This window comes from Pseudoalteromonas aurantia 208 (assembly GCF_014858725.1).
GTDB classification, from domain to species: Bacteria; Pseudomonadota; Gammaproteobacteria; order Enterobacterales; family Alteromonadaceae; genus Pseudoalteromonas; species Pseudoalteromonas aurantia.
The window spans coordinates 1629379-1646264 of record NZ_AQGV01000012.1 but is presented as its reverse complement, the minus strand read 5'-3'; the positions used below and the strand labels follow the sequence as shown (position 1 = coordinate 1646264).

The window sequence follows — 16886 nt, the reverse complement described above, 5'->3', positions numbered from 1 at the left end:
AACGATGCGTATTATTAACTTACTGTTTTTATTACTAGCGGTACCTTGCTGGGCACAAAGTGGACATATTTCGCTTTCAGTCGCAGAAGATGATATTACATTAGGAAGTAGGTTTTATGTTGATATTGAAGTTGTCGATATGCCAAATGTTTATGGTGCCGATATTGAAATTGTTTATGATCCGGATGTTTTGACAGTAATTGATAAAGATGAAAATAAGGATGGCGTACAAATCGAAGCGAGTGACTTTTTCAATACGCGTTACCAATTTATTTTAAAGAATCACGTTAATAAAAAAGAGGGCCGAATTCAATTTGTTATGAGTCAGATTAACCCTGCTAAAGATGTTAATGGTTCAGGTATATTGGGCAGAGTGCAATTTGAAGCCAGTTCAATGTATTTACCCACTGAAGTAGCAATCGTCAGTGCAAAATTTGGTTCGCAAGATGGAAAAGTGAGCAAACCAGAGGTAGCCACGCCTAAGCAGATACATTTTCAGTCATCAGCTCCTCGCGTACAGAAAAACTCATCACTTGTATCGGTATTCATAGCAATTACTTTTATTGTATTGTTTTTGACTATTTTTGCTAGGGTCATTAGAAAACGCAGCGTGTTAGCCACAGAATAAAGAGGAGGGGGTGGAGGCATTGATAACGCATATCGCTGTCTTACCTGTTCCTGTTATAAGTGAATTATTCGTCGTCGATACTTTGACGTAGAGACTATGATATGTACAGAAAAGTGTAAAGTTTACGAATTGTTGGCCGATATTTGAGATATAACCCGTTATTAGGCACTTTAATCGCAAGGAAACAGCGATGCGTATTCAGTATCCCTTCGTCAGTCAGAATCAAGTTAATCAGAGTCAAGTTAGCCGGGGCCAAGCTATAAAGTTAGAAATGACCCCGATTACGGTGTCGAAAGAAGACAGAGCTTTACTTGATAGTGAAGTAGAAAAACAACACAAAAATAGTGTGACTACAACTCAACGCGACGTTGCGATCATAAAAAATGAAGCGCCCGAAATAGGAGCCAAGCTTTATTTTTCAGGCTATCAGCCCAAAGTGACGATTGATCTATCAGCCCCTGATAGTGAAAGACAATATCAATACGGCGAGTTAGATAATAAACAAGATATAGACGCGTTTTTAGATCAGCTGGACAGATTAAGTCCAGATCAGCGCGATATCATGAAACAATATAAGCCTTCAAAAACGTTATTATCTATTTTAGAAAAAATGGATGACGAAACCTTCAGTAAATTCACCCAAGTGCTAGATCAATCATTTCCTCCTTTGAGATTGTTCAACAATAAAAAACCTGAGGAGTTATTTAACGCACTCGAAGGCATGTCGACTGAGATGTTAAAAGATACGGTAGACACATTTATGGCTTTATCTGCACAGGCACAAAACGGGGCCGCGCCCACTTCATTGATCCCCGTTGATGAAGATGGTAGAGAGCCTATTTTACTGCATGTTCCACGGGCTGAAAATGGATTAGATATGCGCTTAACAAAAGGCAATAACAGCAAAAACCTCACCGATACATATACGGATATGCTTGCGCGTGCAACTTTCAGTGAAGATGATTTACTGACTATAAATACGCATTTAAAAGACAGTGACTTTGAAAAAAGTCGCGGTATTGTCGATATGGCGAGTCTGGTTTCACACAACGACAAACGTGCCTTTTTTGATATGTTAAGTGAAGCTGACGAAACTGGGCCAACCAATATTTTCAGTTATATAGGTCAACAAGTTAATTATGAAGCGCATGTTAATTATTACCAAAGCTCAAAAGGGCAATATGTCTCTTTGAATGATGCGATGCCTGACGATGGCCAGCGTAAAAGTTTCCATAAAAAGCTCTTGAATGCTTACGAAGATTATGGACTCAGTTGGATGAATGACATGGTTGAGCAAGTTAATGAAAAACCAGCGCAAATTCAGGCTGAACTATGGTCTAAGTTGATGACAGATGTAGCAGAAAAGCCGCATTTATTTAAAAAGTCAGACTCCATTGAACAATGGGCTGGCGCCAATATATCTGACGTTGAACAGCGATTTCATGCGCGACAAATAGAGGATATCCATACCTATTCATATGATCTGGAAGTACCAGTGGTATTAGGGACACTTACCTGGGCTGAGCGGTTTGCTGCATAAGTAAGATTCGCGGGTTAACAAAAAACAGGCGCGTGATAAGAATGTAAAAACACCTTAACTAATACAATATAGTAATGTACTCAAAAGAGACGCTATTTTACACTTTAGTTAACCTCAGGTTTGGATAAGGGTTTTGGAATAGAAAATGTTTTGAAAACAAACTTACGTCCAATCCAATGATGATATTTTGTTCAATATCAAGGCGCTTTTATGCAGTAATAGCGGGCTATTACAAATGAAAGCAACGCCGAGAGTGAGAAAAGTAGCTTTATTGGGCAAATTCGCTTATTCAGAGCTGAGGTTAGTTAATTCAGCTAGGGTGTTTTACTTTTTTTGGTGCTAAGCGCGCAGCACCAATGGCAACGCCAATACCAACGCCAAGTGCGCACCCAGTAGAGATACTAAATGGCAAAATATCAAAAATAACACCGACAATTGCGCCTATAGCAGCGCCGCCTCCAGCGCCCAAAGCGATATATAGCCCCAGTTTGTTTTGTACGATTTTATGGTCACTTTTATGCATGATTACTTTTCCTTGTATTGTCTCATTGTATAAAAACAATGACCTTCAATGAATAAAGTCGTTAGTTACTTTTGCATCAGTACTATATTTATGCAAGATGAATTACCCATTTTTCTAGCGTATTTTTTCTGAATTGGGTTGCCATCAGTCATTTGCTCAATGACGAATTAAACACTGTCACACGGGTTTAGTTTCACCTATCTATTGGGCTTAAAGTATGGCTAAATCGACTCCCTATCACATGCGTGTATAGTTCGGTTGTTTTTAAATCTGAATGGCCTAACAGTTCTTGCACCGTTCTAATATCAGTACCGTGTTGTAAAAGTTCAGTGGCGAAAGAGTGACGAAATGTATGCGCTTTTACGTGTTTTGTTATAGGCGTTGCTAGGACTGCTTGCCTTAGCTGTTTTCTAAATGACGTTTCGTGAAGGTGATGCCGACAAATATAGTTATCATACGGGTGGACACAACGCGTAGATGAAGGAAATAGATATTGCCAGGCAGTGTCTTTTGCTGCATTGCCGTATTTTCGTAATAACGCAGGCGGAAGTGAAGTTAAGCCATACCCTTCAGATACGTCTTTAGAATGGAGTAGTTTCACCTGCGCTATTTGTTGGGTTATTGCATGATTCAGTCGTTGTGGCAGCAAAGTATATCGGTCTTTTTTACCTTTTCCTCGAAATATAAAGAGAGAATTGTCATGCAAGTTTATGTCTTTTATTCGTAACTGGAGCGCTTCATTTATTCTTAGCCCACACCCGTACAGTAACGAGCCGATTAACCAGTATTTTCCATGCAGCTGTGCAATTACTTGCATAGCTTCTTCATGGGATAACACGCTAGGCATTGACTTCTCTCGTTTAGTAAACGAGTAACGAAGGTTTTTAATATCTCTTTGAATAATATATCGATACAGAAAAATTATAGCGCATAAGGCTTGATTTTGAGTGGCACCACTGACGAGCCTGTTGACCGCTAAGTGGTTTAGAAAACGCTCAATGTCATGGTTGCTCATATCCTTAGGGTGTTTTTTATCATTAAAAATGATGAACGACTTGATCCAGTATAAGTACACCTTCTCAGTTTTAATACTATAGCGCCTTGTACGCAGTTCGGTTCGAACCGATTCAAGAAAAGGAGATGAAGACATAAGATGCTCTATACCTGTTTTTATATACAGTTATAATTTAATTTCTCAAAATTGCTAACCTCTCTTCTCGTTATGTAAATTAAAAAATGCACGTTTAAATTGACATATAAACTTAATCGACTGAATTATATATAGTTTTTACTTTAGTAAAATTACATAACGACCCAAATGGTTCTCGGTTAAGTAAACTCTCGGTTTCAGAAGGTGTAAAAAGGTGATTGTTGTGTGTGAGGGAAAGTGTTAAGTTACTAATATATATTAAATTAATTGGCAGTTCTGATTGTCTCTGCATGAAATAAGGGCAGAGTGTTTATCGGAATTCACGCTAATACACTGTTATATTTCAAGATGAAGCATTTACCAATACTCATAGTTTGTTTATCGTTATTCATGTTTGCGGTTTACGAGCAAAAAATTACTAATCCTGCGTCTACTACAGTCGAGGTTGATTATCAGGACGAGTATGCTAAAAGGTGGCAAAAAGGCCACCTAAATGAAACTGATATTGCACAGTTAAAAACATTAGAAAATCGTTACATTAATTCTGAAGAAAGAAATAGTAAATTTAAAAAGGCAGTCGGTTATAAACTATTCTTAGCATTGCTAATAGCCGTTTGGTCTTTTGTTTGTTGTCGGTGGATTATTGACGGCACAACAATGCTACAAGTCACTTTGTTAGGCGTATTCGTTTTGCTTGCATTTACTCCTTTTACAGGTGTAATATCATCAACGTTTTATGCTATCTTTTGTGCTGCTGGCAGTATTGTCGCATTGAAATATAACAAGAAATTAAACAAGGACAAATAACAGTTGGCTTTCGCTCCTTCGTCGCTTATATTTAGCCAACCATTATTTGCCTGTTAATTAGGCGTTGAGGCTGTAGAATTACTTGTTTCAGGAACTGATCTTACACTGATAGACTTGTTTGCTTTTTAGCCTTGAATCGACTGTTTTACTGTGATCTAATAGATATTATTCACCCATGGTAAATTGTTATGGCTAACTACAAGCCTGACTTATCCTGCCAAAATAAATTCATTCCTATCAATTTCGCTGAGCAAATCTTGCCAGGTACATTTGAGTACGCGCTTTGTTATATTGTTGAAAATAAGCTCGACTTATCGGGGTTTGATGCAGGGTATAACAATGATAAAACGGGCGCTGCGGCGTATTCGCCAGCGGTGATGTTAAAGATAATTTTACTCGGTTATGCACATGGGTTGATCAGTAGTCGCCGTATCGCCAAGGCCTGTGAAAACAATATTTTGTTCATGAGTGTATCGGGCGATGTGCAGCCGCATTACACCTCAATCGCGGCGTTTGTGGCAAAAATGCATGAGCAAATTGAACCCTTGTTTACCCAAGTGCTGATGATATGTGATGAAGAAGACTTAATTGGCCGTAACATGTTTGCCATTGATGGTTGTAAATTAAAGTCCAATGCCAGTAAAGAGTGGAGCGGTACATTCGATGAGCTTGGGCGTAAGAAAGCCAAATTAGAGCGCGCGAGTAAACGCATTCTCGAGCGGCACCAATCACAAGATAATCTAAGCAAAGAGCAGGTTAATCAAGATTTAAAGCAAAAAGAAAAGCTAGATAAAAGTGCCGATAAAATCACACAGTTTCTTGCCACACACCAAGAAAAAACAGGTAGCAAAGGCAAGCCAGTCAAAAGCAACATCACCGACCCAGACAGTGCAAAAATGACGACCTCAAAAGGTACCATCCAAGGCTATAACGGTATCGCAATTAATGATGATAAACACCAAGTTATACTGCAAGCACAAGTATGGGGGTCAGTAGGAGAGCAACAAACCTTACAACCTGCGGTGGCACAATTAAAACAACAATTGGCTCAGGTTAGTCAGAACCCTCAGTTAACTAAACAACATACTAAGTTCACCGCTGACAGCGGTTTTAACAGCGAAGCGAACCTCGAATTCATGGCAGAAAGTGGCTTTGATACTTACATAGCCGATAACCAGTTTAGAAAGCGAAACCCGCTGTTCAAAGAGAGTGAAACGTATGAAACAGAACAAGAGAAACGGCGACTAAAGCGACGTAATGGCAAGCCCCGTTTATTTACCTCAGACGACTTTTATTATAATGAAACAACACAAACGTGCAGATGCCCAGCAGGCAACGAGATGTGGCGAAGCGGCATAAATGTAAAAAGTCATCATCAACAATACACACGATTCTGCGGTTACTTAAAAGACTGTAAAGTCTGCCCCCTGCAACAACAATGTATGCGAAAACCGCCGATAAAAACAGGCAGACAAGTGTAGTTTAAAAATAATGGCTCGCGTAAAAAGCGAAGTTACATGGATAAAATGAAAGTCAAAATAGATAGCCCAATGGGGCGTAGAGCATATAGCAAACGACTTGGATGTATCGAACCCGTGTTCGGAAATATCACAGTGAATAAAGGGATGAATAAACTGACCTTACGCGGGCAAACGAAAGTGAACGCACAATGGCAGCTGTATTGTCTGGTACATAATATAGAAAAGCTACAAAACAGGATACATTAAGAAGAGTAGGGCCACTTTAACCAAAATAAAGCCACAAAAGCCCGCTGTTAAGACCGATAAAATCCCCCTCAAAGCACATAATGAAAATCAAAGTAGAAAGTCACTAAACGATTGAATCAAAATAGGAACTCAGCTATGGTTGAGGCATCAATAAAAAATAAATTAAAACGAGTAATTCTACAGGCTCGTTAGGCAATAATCATCGATGATCGACAATATGAGCACTACCGAAGAAATATACCAAACCCCAGAGTCAGATATTGGTTCGGTTAGTGGGTCAAAGAAATCAACGATCCCATGTAAGAGACTTTCAGCATCAAGTCTGTTTAAAGTTATGTTTATTGGTATGAATATCGGGTATTTGATTCTTATGCTTGGAGTATATGCCGCGTCAAAATTCGGTATATACTGGCCAGAGTTTGACCTCGGCAGTATTTCCGGTTCAGCTTTAGCCGACACCTTTATTCTTAGCTTTATGGTGTCTGTTATGCAGCTATTCACTGTTTATCCATTTATATGGCTTGGTATGTTAATTTATTCCAAGCTTGTTAAAACCAAGCTAACTTTCATAAACTATTAAAATGCCTAAGGAAAGTAAAAAAGGACAGACACAAATTTCTTGCATAATTGGGTGGTTTAACTACTGTTTATATACCCAGTTTTTTGAGTGATTAATATGACAAGAGCAAGGAATGCTTTAATTGATTTGTCTGCAACGCCTTATTACCATTTAATAGCACGGTGTGTACGCCGTGCTTTTTTGTGTGGGGAAGATAAGTATTCAGGAAAGAACTTTGACCACAGAAGGGAGTGGTTGGTCGAGAGAATGAAGTTGCTCAGTAGTGTATTTGCAATAGAAATAGCGGCTTATGCGATTATGAGCAACCATTATCACATTGTTGTGAAAGTAAATAAGCAAACTGCGCTCGATTGGTCAGATGATGACGTTATTAAGCGTTGGTATCAACTTTACAATGGTGATTCATTGGTAGACAGATATATCAGTGGAGAAGTATTCGATGATGCAACGATGACTTTCTTCAATGAAATAGTGTCAAAATGGCGTTTGAGGTTGTATGACATTAGCTGGTATATGAAGAATTTGAACGAATTCATAGCCAAAGAAGCGAATAAAGAAGATAACTGTACGGGTAAATATTGGGAGGGCCGCTATAAATCCCAAGCTCTGTTAGATGAAAGAGCACTATTGAGCTGCATGGCGTATGTAGATTTAAATCCAATCAGAGCGAATATGGCAAATACGCTCGAAGAGAGCGATTTTACGTCAATTCAAGAACGGTTACTGCATTTTAAAGCCCAGATAAAAGGCAGTAAAAAAGCACAATTAAATCCTTCTCAAAACATCCCTCAAAAAGATGAGCCAGCCCATATAAGCCAACCTACGGAATTAAAACCATTTGCTGGCGAGTACATAGCAGGAACCATCCCATTTAGCCTACTAGATTATTTTGAATTAGTAGATTGGAGTGGCCGCCATGTGCATCCAAAAAAGACAGGCTATATAAGCCATTCGATACCAAGAGTATTAGTGACTCTCAATATAGAAGAAACGGTATGGTTAGAGCAGGTACAAAGCTTCAGACGACAATATGCAAACTTTGCAGGGAGTAAACACGCTTTAAGCCGGCAGGCGGCAAAGAATGACGTCAAATGGTACAAAGGGGCTGGGTAACACAGTAGGCTTTCTGTAGAATATCAAAAAAACATCAAAACGGACCTAGCAAGCGCATCAGCTTACTGTTTTGCTTTCCTTGAACTCGATAAATCAGCGCTGTAATAGCCGGAGTGATAGAAGGTAATATATTTATTGAATTTCACCGTGAGGAAATATTGATGCTGTGAATTAAATTACTGGTGCACTTTCAGATTGAACGTGGCTTGCAATGGTTGTAACTCCACCCAATTTAGTACAGCTCTTTTGTACAATTATGTGCCTGTCCCATTTTATCTTTTCAAATTTCTTGCATAATAGGGTGGCGTTACATTGCAATGTTGAGCGTATAATTGTGTGCCTGTCCCATTACTGCCACAATGTATGCGAAAACCGCCGATAAAAACAGGCAGACAAGTGTAGTTTAAAAATAATGGCTCGCGTAAAAAGCGAAGTTACATGGATAAAATGAAAGTCAAAATAGATAGCCCAATGGGGCGTAGAGCATATAGCAAACGACTTGGATGTATCGAACCCGTGTTCGGAAATATCACAGTGAATAAAGGGATGAATAAACTGACCTTACGCGGGCAAACGAAAGTGAACGCACAATGGCAGCTGTATTGTCTGGTACATAATATAGAAAAGCTACAAAACAGGATACATTAAGAAGAGTAGGGCCACTTTAACCAAAATAAAGCCACAAAAGCCCGCTGTTAAGACCGATAAAATCCCCCTCAAAGCACATAATGAAAATCAAAGTAGAAAGTCACTAAACGATTGAATAAAAATAGGAACTCAGCTATGGTTGAGGCATCAATAAAAATAAATTAAAACGAGTAATTCTACAGGCTCGTTATGTTTCTAAGGATAGAGTTTGAGTAAATGTCCAAAATGTTATTCTCGCCAAAATCCATTTAATGTACTTTTGATTAATAATTTTAGTAATAGAGAGTGCAATAGGTGTGGGTGCAATTTAGCTTTAAGTACACCTATTTCTCTGTTTGTTATTTTTTTGGAGCTTATAGCTTTAAAAGGTATTCTTCACTTTAAAGTGCAATTGGGTACATTAACTCCAATTTTAATCGGTATTACTTTTGTATTATTAATTCTTTTATTTATGTTCGCTGTGCCTTTGGTTGAAAAAGAAACATAACACATATGAGCCTTAACTCTGTCAATAGGCACTAATGTTCTTTTTGGCCGTTTTTATACAGTGACGGCCAATTCTAAATCAATAAACAAATCCGTTTATTTCGTCTGTCGATGTGGCAGTTAAGCAAGTTGCTTACGGCAAACACATATAGAGGCTCTCTTATTGCGATCTCATCGCTGCCTACTTTTTTCCATTTCCTTATGGGTCCGCAGGGGCACTAGACATTCATCGGTTAACCTCATCATGGCACTATTCAAGGCGGCTGGTTTCATCATTGTGATCCAGTTAGTTTCAGGCTCAAGTCAGGTGTAAGCGACTTTGCTTATTGTATTAATGCACGCGTATTGAGCGTCTAATCAAGCCAAATGGCTTTGGTCGTTAGGCATATGATCAGGTTATAGCTTAATGGCTATTCACTCACCCAATTGATTGATGCTCAGCCTTTTATCCAGTTAGACGTTCAGCTCACTCAGTACCGTGACTAACGCTTTAAGAATCGGGTTTCATCGAATACAGTCTCTTTTTTAAGCATATAGTAAACACATCGGCCAAGCTTATGCGCCAGCGCTGACAATGCTTTGGCTTTGCTCATTCTTTTTTGTAATTTTTCAAGGTATTGAGTAGCATTATAGTTATGGCGTAATAACAATACAGTGAAGTAAAAAAAGGACAGGCACACATTTCTCTCGTATTTATTTAGTGAGAACTCCAGCCAAACCGAGCTTGAAATCAACTCATTGATAATTTGAAATCTAAAAAGCGAAGTGGTAATTTTTAAGCTGACACAAAAAAGCTCCGTAAAAACGAAGCTTTCTCTTTTTGAATTTTTGGCAGGATCAATCTATTAAACCCAGAGTTTCAAGCCTTTCTTTTGCGAGAATATATCTTGCACGTACATCATCAATTTGCGCTTGAGTTAACTTTTTACCAAGGGTACGAAGCCCTCCTGTCGCATCATTATGGTGAACGCCAAACGCAAACTTAAGATATTCTAAAAGCAACGGCTGAGCATCAAGGTATGATATGGAGTTCATAGCCTGAGAAATTTTGTTTGCCTCAGCCCATTCCCCTTTATTGACATATTCCTGCATAGTGACACTGGCTTTTGGAAATATACAGCCAACACCTGTGATCCCACCACATGCGCCAGCAAGCCCTGCATGTACAGTTACAGTGTCAACACCAGCCAAGACTTTTAAATCTTTATTCTCTAACATCAGAGTTTCAATAACTGAAACGTCTGTCGTCGATATTTTAAGCGCAGTTACTTCAGGCAGAGCAGCAAGTCTTTTTAGAAGGTCAGTTGAAATTGCATGATAGCCGGCTGCATCGGGGTTGTTATAAGGCATAATTGTTACGCCTGCTTCTTTTGCAGCTGTTGCAGAAAGTGCATAGTATGCATACATTTCTTCATCAGAAGGCACTTCTTTAGTCTTTGGTGGCATGACCATCACGGTATCTACACCAACTGTTGCGAGTTCTTTAACGATTTTGGCAATTTCTTCTTTAGTTTCTGCTGCTGCTCCACTGATTAATGGCACATTGAACTCTTTAGCTATATCAGAAAGGGCTTTAAGTAAAGAAAGGCGCTGTTCAGAGCTTAGGTAGCTATTCTCACCTAGGGTACCAGAGCCGACAAGTCCACCCATTCGGCTTCCGCCTTTTCCTTGAACTTTTAAAATATCTGCTGCGTATTTTTGTGTTGCATCAAAGTCAATTTCAAGGGCACCGCTTTCTGACTCTTTAAGCCAAGTAAACACGGCCGGCATAACCGTATATCGCCAATCTGTATTATTTGTTTCCATCATATTTCCTCTTATTTAACGGATACAGTTTTTATTGTATACATTATACAATAAAAGGTGCATCAATTAAATTACTTTCGGCAAAGCCGGAAAATTATTGGATTACGTCTTCAATAGGCTTAAATTAAACGCTTAAAGCGTATTACAGTTCAACTTTAGCAGACCCTTTAATTCTTTAATTTTTATTGATTTTTTGAGCGTATTCAATCATTGCACTTTCATTTGAACCTTTTATTAAAACAAACTCCCTCTAGTGGAAAAGTTTTTTCAATTGAAGTTGTGTAGCCTACCTTTGCACTGACAACAGAGCTTTAAGGTCAGATTCGTAACGGGTGGCTCGGTAATCCTCCCATTTTAGCCAACAATCACTCGCCGCTTATGGCTATGAGGTTGTAGAACGACTTCTTTAAGGAATTGGTTCTCAGCATTCTAGGTTGTTCTTTTTTAAACTTGAACGGCCTTGTTACTGTAATTTTATAGAGAGCATTCACCCTCGGTAAATTGTTATGGCCAACGATATAACCATGATTAGGCTGGTGAAGCGCGTTAATGTAAAAAATCACAATCGAACATACCCCCGATTCTGAGGTGATTTAAAAGATTGTAAAACGTGTTTTTTGCAGCAGCAATGCATGCGAAAACCTCCAATGAAAACATACCAGCAAGTGCGGTTTTAAAATGATGAGTCACGCAGTGATGAAGTTACATAGATAAAACGAAAGCCAAAATAGATAATCCAATGGGCCGAAAAGTGCTTTTTATATAGGAGTGCCATCAGCTAGGTACACCGAGCCTGCTCTCCTTAAGGTAATAAGCGAAATATTACACTCAACACAGATATGAGTAAACGGGCCTTACAGTGGCAATCGAGAGTAAACGCGCTACAGCAGTTGTATTGCTTGGTGCATAATATAGAAAAAGCGACAAAACAGGGTACCTTAAAAGAGTAGGACCTTTTTAATTAAAATAAAGCCACGGAAACCAGCCTCAAAAGACCTATAAAACAGCGCTCAAATAAAATAATGAATAACACTCTAGAAAGTCACTAAATGATAGAATAAAAATAGAAATCTAGCTAAGGTTGATACCTCAAGAAAATAAATTTAAACGAGTAATTCTACAGGCTCGTTATGTTCTTCGGAGAGTTCATGAGTATTATCTGCCTTGAAGGCGCGAGTGCCGTAGGCAAAACTACAGTGAGTAGGTTATTAGAACAGAAATTTGGCTATATTAGAGTCGCTGAAGTAAATGAGCTTTTTAAAAGGTCGACAAACGAATCAAGCACTTGGTATTTTGAGCGCCAAATAGATAGGTGGAAATTGGCACGAGATGTATCAAAAAGAGGAGGTGTTGCAGTATTAGATGGAGATCCATTCCAACCTGTTTGGTATAACTGGGTATTTGCTAATGACGGCCTTCAACCATTAAATGAGGTGTTTGATTTTTACCAATGTAAAATTCAGAGGGGCGATATCGAATTTCCAAATAAATATATTGTACTTAATTCATCGCATTCTGAGTTGAGTAAAAGAAAGGAGTCTGATCTAACACGTTCTAGAAGACATTTTGATAAACATTTGAATCTTATTGAGCCACAATCTGAATACTTTGAAGCTATGTGTGGTGTAAGTTCTAATTCTGTTGAGTTCATTAAGTCCGACAAGCCTAGTAATGTAGCAAATAAAATTGCAAACTTAGATAAACCAGCTAATAAATTAAACAGTTTAGAAGTATTAAACGCAATGAGTCGCTTCGTAAAAAGTCGAACATAACGAGCCTGTAACAGGTTTTGTGTAACGGGCATTTAATTGCTATGGACTGGGCTTTCTATGGTTTTCTAGACACTAAATAATTGAATCAAAATAGGAACTCGGCTAAAGTTGAGACATAAATAAAAATATATTAAAACGAGTAATCCTACTGGCTCGTTATGTGTTTATAAGAGCTTATTGATGTATCGAAATTTGTTAAAGATAACTGTAGTCTTATTTTTCCTTTCAGGTTGCGCCGAAAGAGTCATAGATATTACAGACCAAGAGGGAAAAATCGTAGGTGGATGCAATGCTGGTTTTGATTGGCATTTTTATGGCCTTCAAGATTCTATTGATTATATGCTTTACGAATGCGCCAAAGAGTCAATAGCAAAAGGTTTCAATATATCAGACGAAAGACTCCTTACCCTTGATTTTACTTTGCCACAACCTCCAGCAGGTGAGTCATGGAATAAAAAACTCGCGATGCAACATTTCCATCAGAACCGTATTACTGAAAGAAAGTTGGGTTATGTTCTTGCTGCTATAGAATACGAATATCAGAAGGTTGCTTGGCCCGCAGAAGATGATTTAGCTGATGGTAAAATCACTCAGGCTGAATTTAATAAAATAATTAAAGATGCCAAATTTAAATGGCTTGGCGAATAAGGCTATAAAGCAGTTAAATTACACTCTCGTTTTCACAGCGTTCAACATTTTAGAAACTATAGATTTATCGTTAGTAGATTTCCCCTTATTGAGGGTTATAAATACAAGGCAGGTTCAATGAAAGTTTTCACCATAGCACTACTGTTCATAGCTTTTAATCTATCAGCTAAAGAGGAGAGAGGCGTTGTTGTAAAAATACTGCCAGATCCTTTGACTTTAGATTCAAGCTGTAAAGCAATGGCAGATTTAGTTGCGCAAGATTTTTCAATTTTGTATGCCTGTAAAGATTCTTTTCAGCGTATGTATTTTTATAATTTTCGTTTAAATAATATAGATTTAGTGGCTGATTTTAAGAAGAGTTCAACTGATGTTGTCGTAAATAAAAGTCAGTTTAAGTCTTATACGCTCTATGAACTAACGGCTAAAAACCCTGACAATAAACCGATAAAGTTTGTTTCTTATTGTACCAAGGAGTTGTGTCTCGATTTGGTTAGCGATAATGAATATGAAAAATCAGTTCAAGATTCTATTACATCACAATTGCGTGGTTAGTATTTATATCTAGCTGCTTTTGTGCCCGATATCCATCTACTCATGTTCGTGTTGAGCCGTTACTATAAATAATTTACAGACCGTAATCTTTCTAAGACGGCGTATTTTTTGGGCCGCAATGTAGTGGCACAATAAATCAAACAATAACAAAATACAGTTGGCTTTTGTTCCTTCGTCATTTACTCTAACCAACTGTATTATATGATATAATCATAATGTTATAAGTGTTGAGGGAGTGTTAAGTATGAATGAAAATGGAGTTGAAGCCCAAATAAAGTTGGATAAGCTCAATAAAAAGCTCGCTTTAGAGAACGAATTTAAAAACCTTAGACCCAGTTTACGAGGCAGCGTTTTGAGGTTGCTGAGTACAATTATATCGTTGTTCTTTGTCGTTTGGTTATTCCCTGAGGTTATAGACCAACCGGTTTCATATGTATTACTTTTGCTGATTTTTGGCACTTCAGCTGAAATATTCCATGAAAGCAGGCGGATAAATAAACGTATGGATACCTTGTACAGGTTGTTGAAAAATGATGCATAGCATATAGAAGCCTTAAGTCTGTCAACAGGCATTCAGTGTTAATTAACTGTTTTCCAAGCAAGGTTATTCATTATAAATCACTAAAATCTCATACATAAAATATGGCTGAAAGGGATCAAACGCCTTGCGTCATAATATTAAACAGATAATAAAAGTGATCATTATGTGCCGTCATGCCTTAATTTGAGGCCTTGTTTTAATTTTGAGATTTGATAGTCACTATCAAGAAGTAGCTAAACAATTGAATAAAAATAGGAACTCCGATATGGTGAATCCATAAATTAAGGCCATATGAGTGCGGGTAGTTGCACTGGTTCATTAAATTACAGGGAGGTTTTTAAGATATGAATATGTTTTTAATCGCTGCTGGCACATTGAGTGCGACTGCAGCGCTCTTGCATTTAGGTTGTATCTATTTTGGTGCAACTTGGTATCGTTTCTTTGGTGCAGGGGAACAAATGGCGCTTCTTTCTGAACAAGGAAGTATTCAGCCAACCTTAATCACGAGCGGAATAGTATTCGTTCTTTCTACGTGGTCGTTGTACGCATTTTCTGCGGCAGGTGTTATTTTCAAGCTGCCTTTAATTCGCTTAGCGCTTATATTGATCACAATGGTTTATTTAGCTCGAGGGGTGGCAGGGTTTTTCTTCATGACTTCTCCAATGGGGCGTTCGCCTGAATTTTGGATGTGGAGTTCTATTATTTGTTTGTTTTTTGGTGTTGTACACCTCATAGGGTTAAAGCGGCAATGGGCAAGTTTATGAGAAAAGTCTGAGCGGATTCAATATATGTATCACACGATAGCAGCCAAAAAGTGAAGTCTTTATGATTGTGTATAACGCTTCAGGGTGAGCTGTTTTGTTTATTGAAGCATTACTCATTACAGATTAAAACAGGGAGAAGTATGAAGTATTTAGCGTTCTGCGTTATATGGGTTTATTCTGCCAATATATATGCGGTTGAACAACAGATTGATAGCCTTTTCAAGGCTCATAATGCGATAGGCTCAATGCTCATTGAATCTGCTGATGGTACGCTCAAATATCAATACAATATTGATAGTAATGCAAGTTTTGTTCCCGCTTCTACATTTAAAATTCCCAATACGTTGATAATATTAGAGGAAGGATTGATAAAAGACACCTCTGAAGTGATTACTTGGGACGGTATAGTCCGTGAATATGCGCCGTGGAATAAAGATCAGACTCTTAAAACGGCGTTTCAATTTTCATGTGTATGGTGTTATCAACGTTATGCAAAAAAACTAGGCACCGTAAAGTATCTCGAATATCTCAAGGCGTTTGGCTATGGAAACCAATTAACAGGGCGTGATGTTACGCGGTTTTGGCTTGATGGTGACCTAAGAGTATCTGTACAAGATCAAATTCGTTTTTTACGTAAATTGGATGCACAGAACTTACCGATAGAAAAACGACATATAAGTACGCTGAAACAGCTTATGTTGTCAAAGAGCGATGACAAAATAAAGGTTTGGTCAAAAACAGGCTGGTCCGGCAAAGATGGCTGGTATGTGGGTTATCTGGTGAGTAACAAGCAAACATGGTTTTTTGCACACCATATGGTAATAAAGCAAAGATCTGACTTGGCTTTAAGAAAGCAGCTGATGATGGATGTTTTAAAGCTTCTGAAAATTACTTAAAAAAGTCGATATGTGAAAGTATTGATGCGGGTCTGCAATAAAGAAAAGGTCGTGGTATGTTATATGCGGTATTTTCAACGGTTTTATCATATTTTCTTTTAATATTTCATTGTTCTGTCAATGGTGTTGGACCGACCCCTTGTTTGACTGCACTGGGATCACATGGATTTTTTAACCCCATATTTAGCATTTTTAATTTTATCGCTGCTAAGTTGTGTTTGGTTTTTTTACTGTGGGATAAAATATAAGAAGAAGGGGTATTGATGTTACGGTATGACTAATGCTTATTTAGGGGAGGTTATTATGTGGGTTGTAGGTTTAGTTGCTTTAATGTGGGTTTTTCTTATGTTTCGCTCATGTATTGCGGAATATAAATATTATCAATCGGTAAAGCTATTAGAACCCGATATTTGGCGCGCGCTTGGCTCCCCCAAGCATGTTAATATTCCGTTTGCTTTTTTAAGACCAAAAAGTATGAATGTTTTAGGTGAAATATCAAATGAAACGGTAGCCCAATGTGCGCATAAATATAGAAAGCGAGGGTTTCAATTGTTATTTTTCACCATAATGGTGTTATTGTTTAGTATTATATATTTTAAAGCTTATTAGCACGATAACTAAAGTGTGGTTGGTTTTCTACCTTTAATTTTTAAGCGTGCATTTTAATAAAGTCGTTAAATATTTATATGAGAGTGAGTAGGTGAA

At 38.0% G+C, this 16886-nt stretch carries 15 protein-coding genes and 3 pseudogenes; 14 read left to right on the top strand and 4 right to left on the bottom strand.

Annotated elements, in window-relative coordinates:
• The first annotated feature begins 4 nt into the window (after positions 1 to 4).
• A complete protein-coding gene (locus tag PAUR_RS10930) occupies positions 5 to 628 on the top strand; it encodes a cohesin domain-containing protein (protein WP_192507787.1) in 624 nt (207 codons plus the stop codon).
• 190 nt (positions 629 to 818) lie between these two features.
• Positions 819 to 2168, top strand: coding sequence for a hypothetical protein (locus PAUR_RS10925; protein WP_192507786.1), 1350 nt, complete (start codon positions 819 to 821; stop codon positions 2166 to 2168).
• Positions 2169 to 2478: 310 nt separating this feature from the next.
• Here PAUR_RS10925 and PAUR_RS10920 read toward each other — a convergent pair whose 3' ends face one another.
• Positions 2479 to 2691, bottom strand: coding sequence for a hypothetical protein (locus tag PAUR_RS10920; protein ID WP_192507785.1), 213 nt, complete (start codon positions 2689 to 2691; stop codon positions 2479 to 2481).
• Between the two features lie 193 nt (positions 2692 to 2884).
• Positions 2885 to 3841, bottom strand: a complete 957-nt coding sequence (locus PAUR_RS10915) for an integron integrase (RefSeq protein ID WP_192507784.1) — start codon at positions 3839 to 3841, stop codon at positions 2885 to 2887.
• 348 nt (positions 3842 to 4189) lie between these two features.
• Here PAUR_RS10915 and PAUR_RS10910 point away from each other — a divergent pair, with 348 nt between their 5' ends.
• From PAUR_RS10910 to PAUR_RS10890, 5 genes and pseudogenes are all read left to right on the top strand, one after another.
• Positions 4190 to 4648 carry a hypothetical protein gene (locus tag PAUR_RS10910; protein WP_192507783.1) on the top strand — a complete coding sequence of 153 codons (459 nt, stop codon included), beginning with the start codon at positions 4190 to 4192 and terminating at the stop codon, positions 4646 to 4648.
• Positions 4649 to 4836: 188 nt separating this feature from the next.
• Positions 4837 to 6375: pseudogene (locus tag PAUR_RS10905) on the top strand (IS1182 family transposase).
• Positions 6376 to 6592: 217 nt separating this feature from the next.
• The gene (locus PAUR_RS10900) at positions 6593 to 6955 is read left to right on the top strand and encodes a hypothetical protein (protein ID WP_192507782.1); all 363 of its coding nucleotides are present in this window, start codon (positions 6593 to 6595) and stop codon (positions 6953 to 6955) included.
• A gap of 96 nt (positions 6956 to 7051) precedes the next feature.
• Positions 7052 to 8068: a transposase gene (locus PAUR_RS10895; protein ID WP_192507781.1), complete on the top strand. Its 1017-nt coding sequence runs from the start codon at positions 7052 to 7054 to the stop codon at positions 8066 to 8068.
• A gap of 345 nt (positions 8069 to 8413) precedes the next feature.
• Positions 8414 to 8716: pseudogene (locus PAUR_RS10890) on the top strand (transposase); the annotation flags it as partial.
• Positions 8717 to 9684: 968 nt separating this feature from the next.
• On the opposite strand, the pseudogene PAUR_RS10885 reads toward PAUR_RS10890, so the two are convergent.
• A pseudogene (locus PAUR_RS10885) lies at positions 9685 to 9855 on the bottom strand (IS110 family transposase); the annotation flags it as partial.
• 184 nt (positions 9856 to 10039) lie between these two features.
• Positions 10040 to 11008 (bottom strand): dihydrodipicolinate synthase family protein, encoded by a 969-nt coding sequence (locus tag PAUR_RS10880; RefSeq protein ID WP_192508558.1) that lies wholly within the window; start codon positions 11006 to 11008, stop codon positions 10040 to 10042.
• Positions 11009 to 12156: 1148 nt separating this feature from the next.
• On the opposite strand from PAUR_RS10880, the gene PAUR_RS10875 reads away from it, so the two are divergent.
• From PAUR_RS10875 to PAUR_RS10845, 7 genes are all read left to right on the top strand, one after another.
• On the top strand, positions 12157 to 12780 hold the full coding sequence (locus PAUR_RS10875) for a nucleoside/nucleotide kinase family protein (protein WP_192507780.1): 624 nt from the start codon (positions 12157 to 12159) through the stop codon (positions 12778 to 12780).
• A gap of 180 nt (positions 12781 to 12960) precedes the next feature.
• Positions 12961 to 13428, top strand: a complete 468-nt coding sequence (locus tag PAUR_RS10870) for a hypothetical protein (RefSeq protein ID WP_192507779.1) — start codon at positions 12961 to 12963, stop codon at positions 13426 to 13428.
• A gap of 117 nt (positions 13429 to 13545) precedes the next feature.
• Complete coding sequence (locus tag PAUR_RS10865; protein WP_192507778.1) at positions 13546 to 13980, top strand: hypothetical protein; 435 nt, start codon at positions 13546 to 13548, stop codon at positions 13978 to 13980.
• A 244-nt stretch (positions 13981 to 14224) separates the two neighbouring features.
• A complete protein-coding gene (locus PAUR_RS10860) occupies positions 14225 to 14521 on the top strand; it encodes a hypothetical protein (RefSeq protein ID WP_192507777.1) in 297 nt (98 codons plus the stop codon).
• 344 nt (positions 14522 to 14865) lie between these two features.
• Positions 14866 to 15285 (top strand): hypothetical protein, encoded by a 420-nt coding sequence (locus PAUR_RS10855; RefSeq protein ID WP_192507776.1) that lies wholly within the window; start codon positions 14866 to 14868, stop codon positions 15283 to 15285.
• Positions 15286 to 15425: 140 nt separating this feature from the next.
• The gene (locus tag PAUR_RS10850) at positions 15426 to 16181 is read left to right on the top strand and encodes a class D beta-lactamase (protein ID WP_192507775.1); all 756 of its coding nucleotides are present in this window, start codon (positions 15426 to 15428) and stop codon (positions 16179 to 16181) included.
• 303 nt (positions 16182 to 16484) lie between these two features.
• Positions 16485 to 16790 (top strand): hypothetical protein, encoded by a 306-nt coding sequence (locus PAUR_RS10845; protein ID WP_192507774.1) that lies wholly within the window; start codon positions 16485 to 16487, stop codon positions 16788 to 16790.
• Positions 16791 to 16886 lie beyond the last annotated feature (96 nt).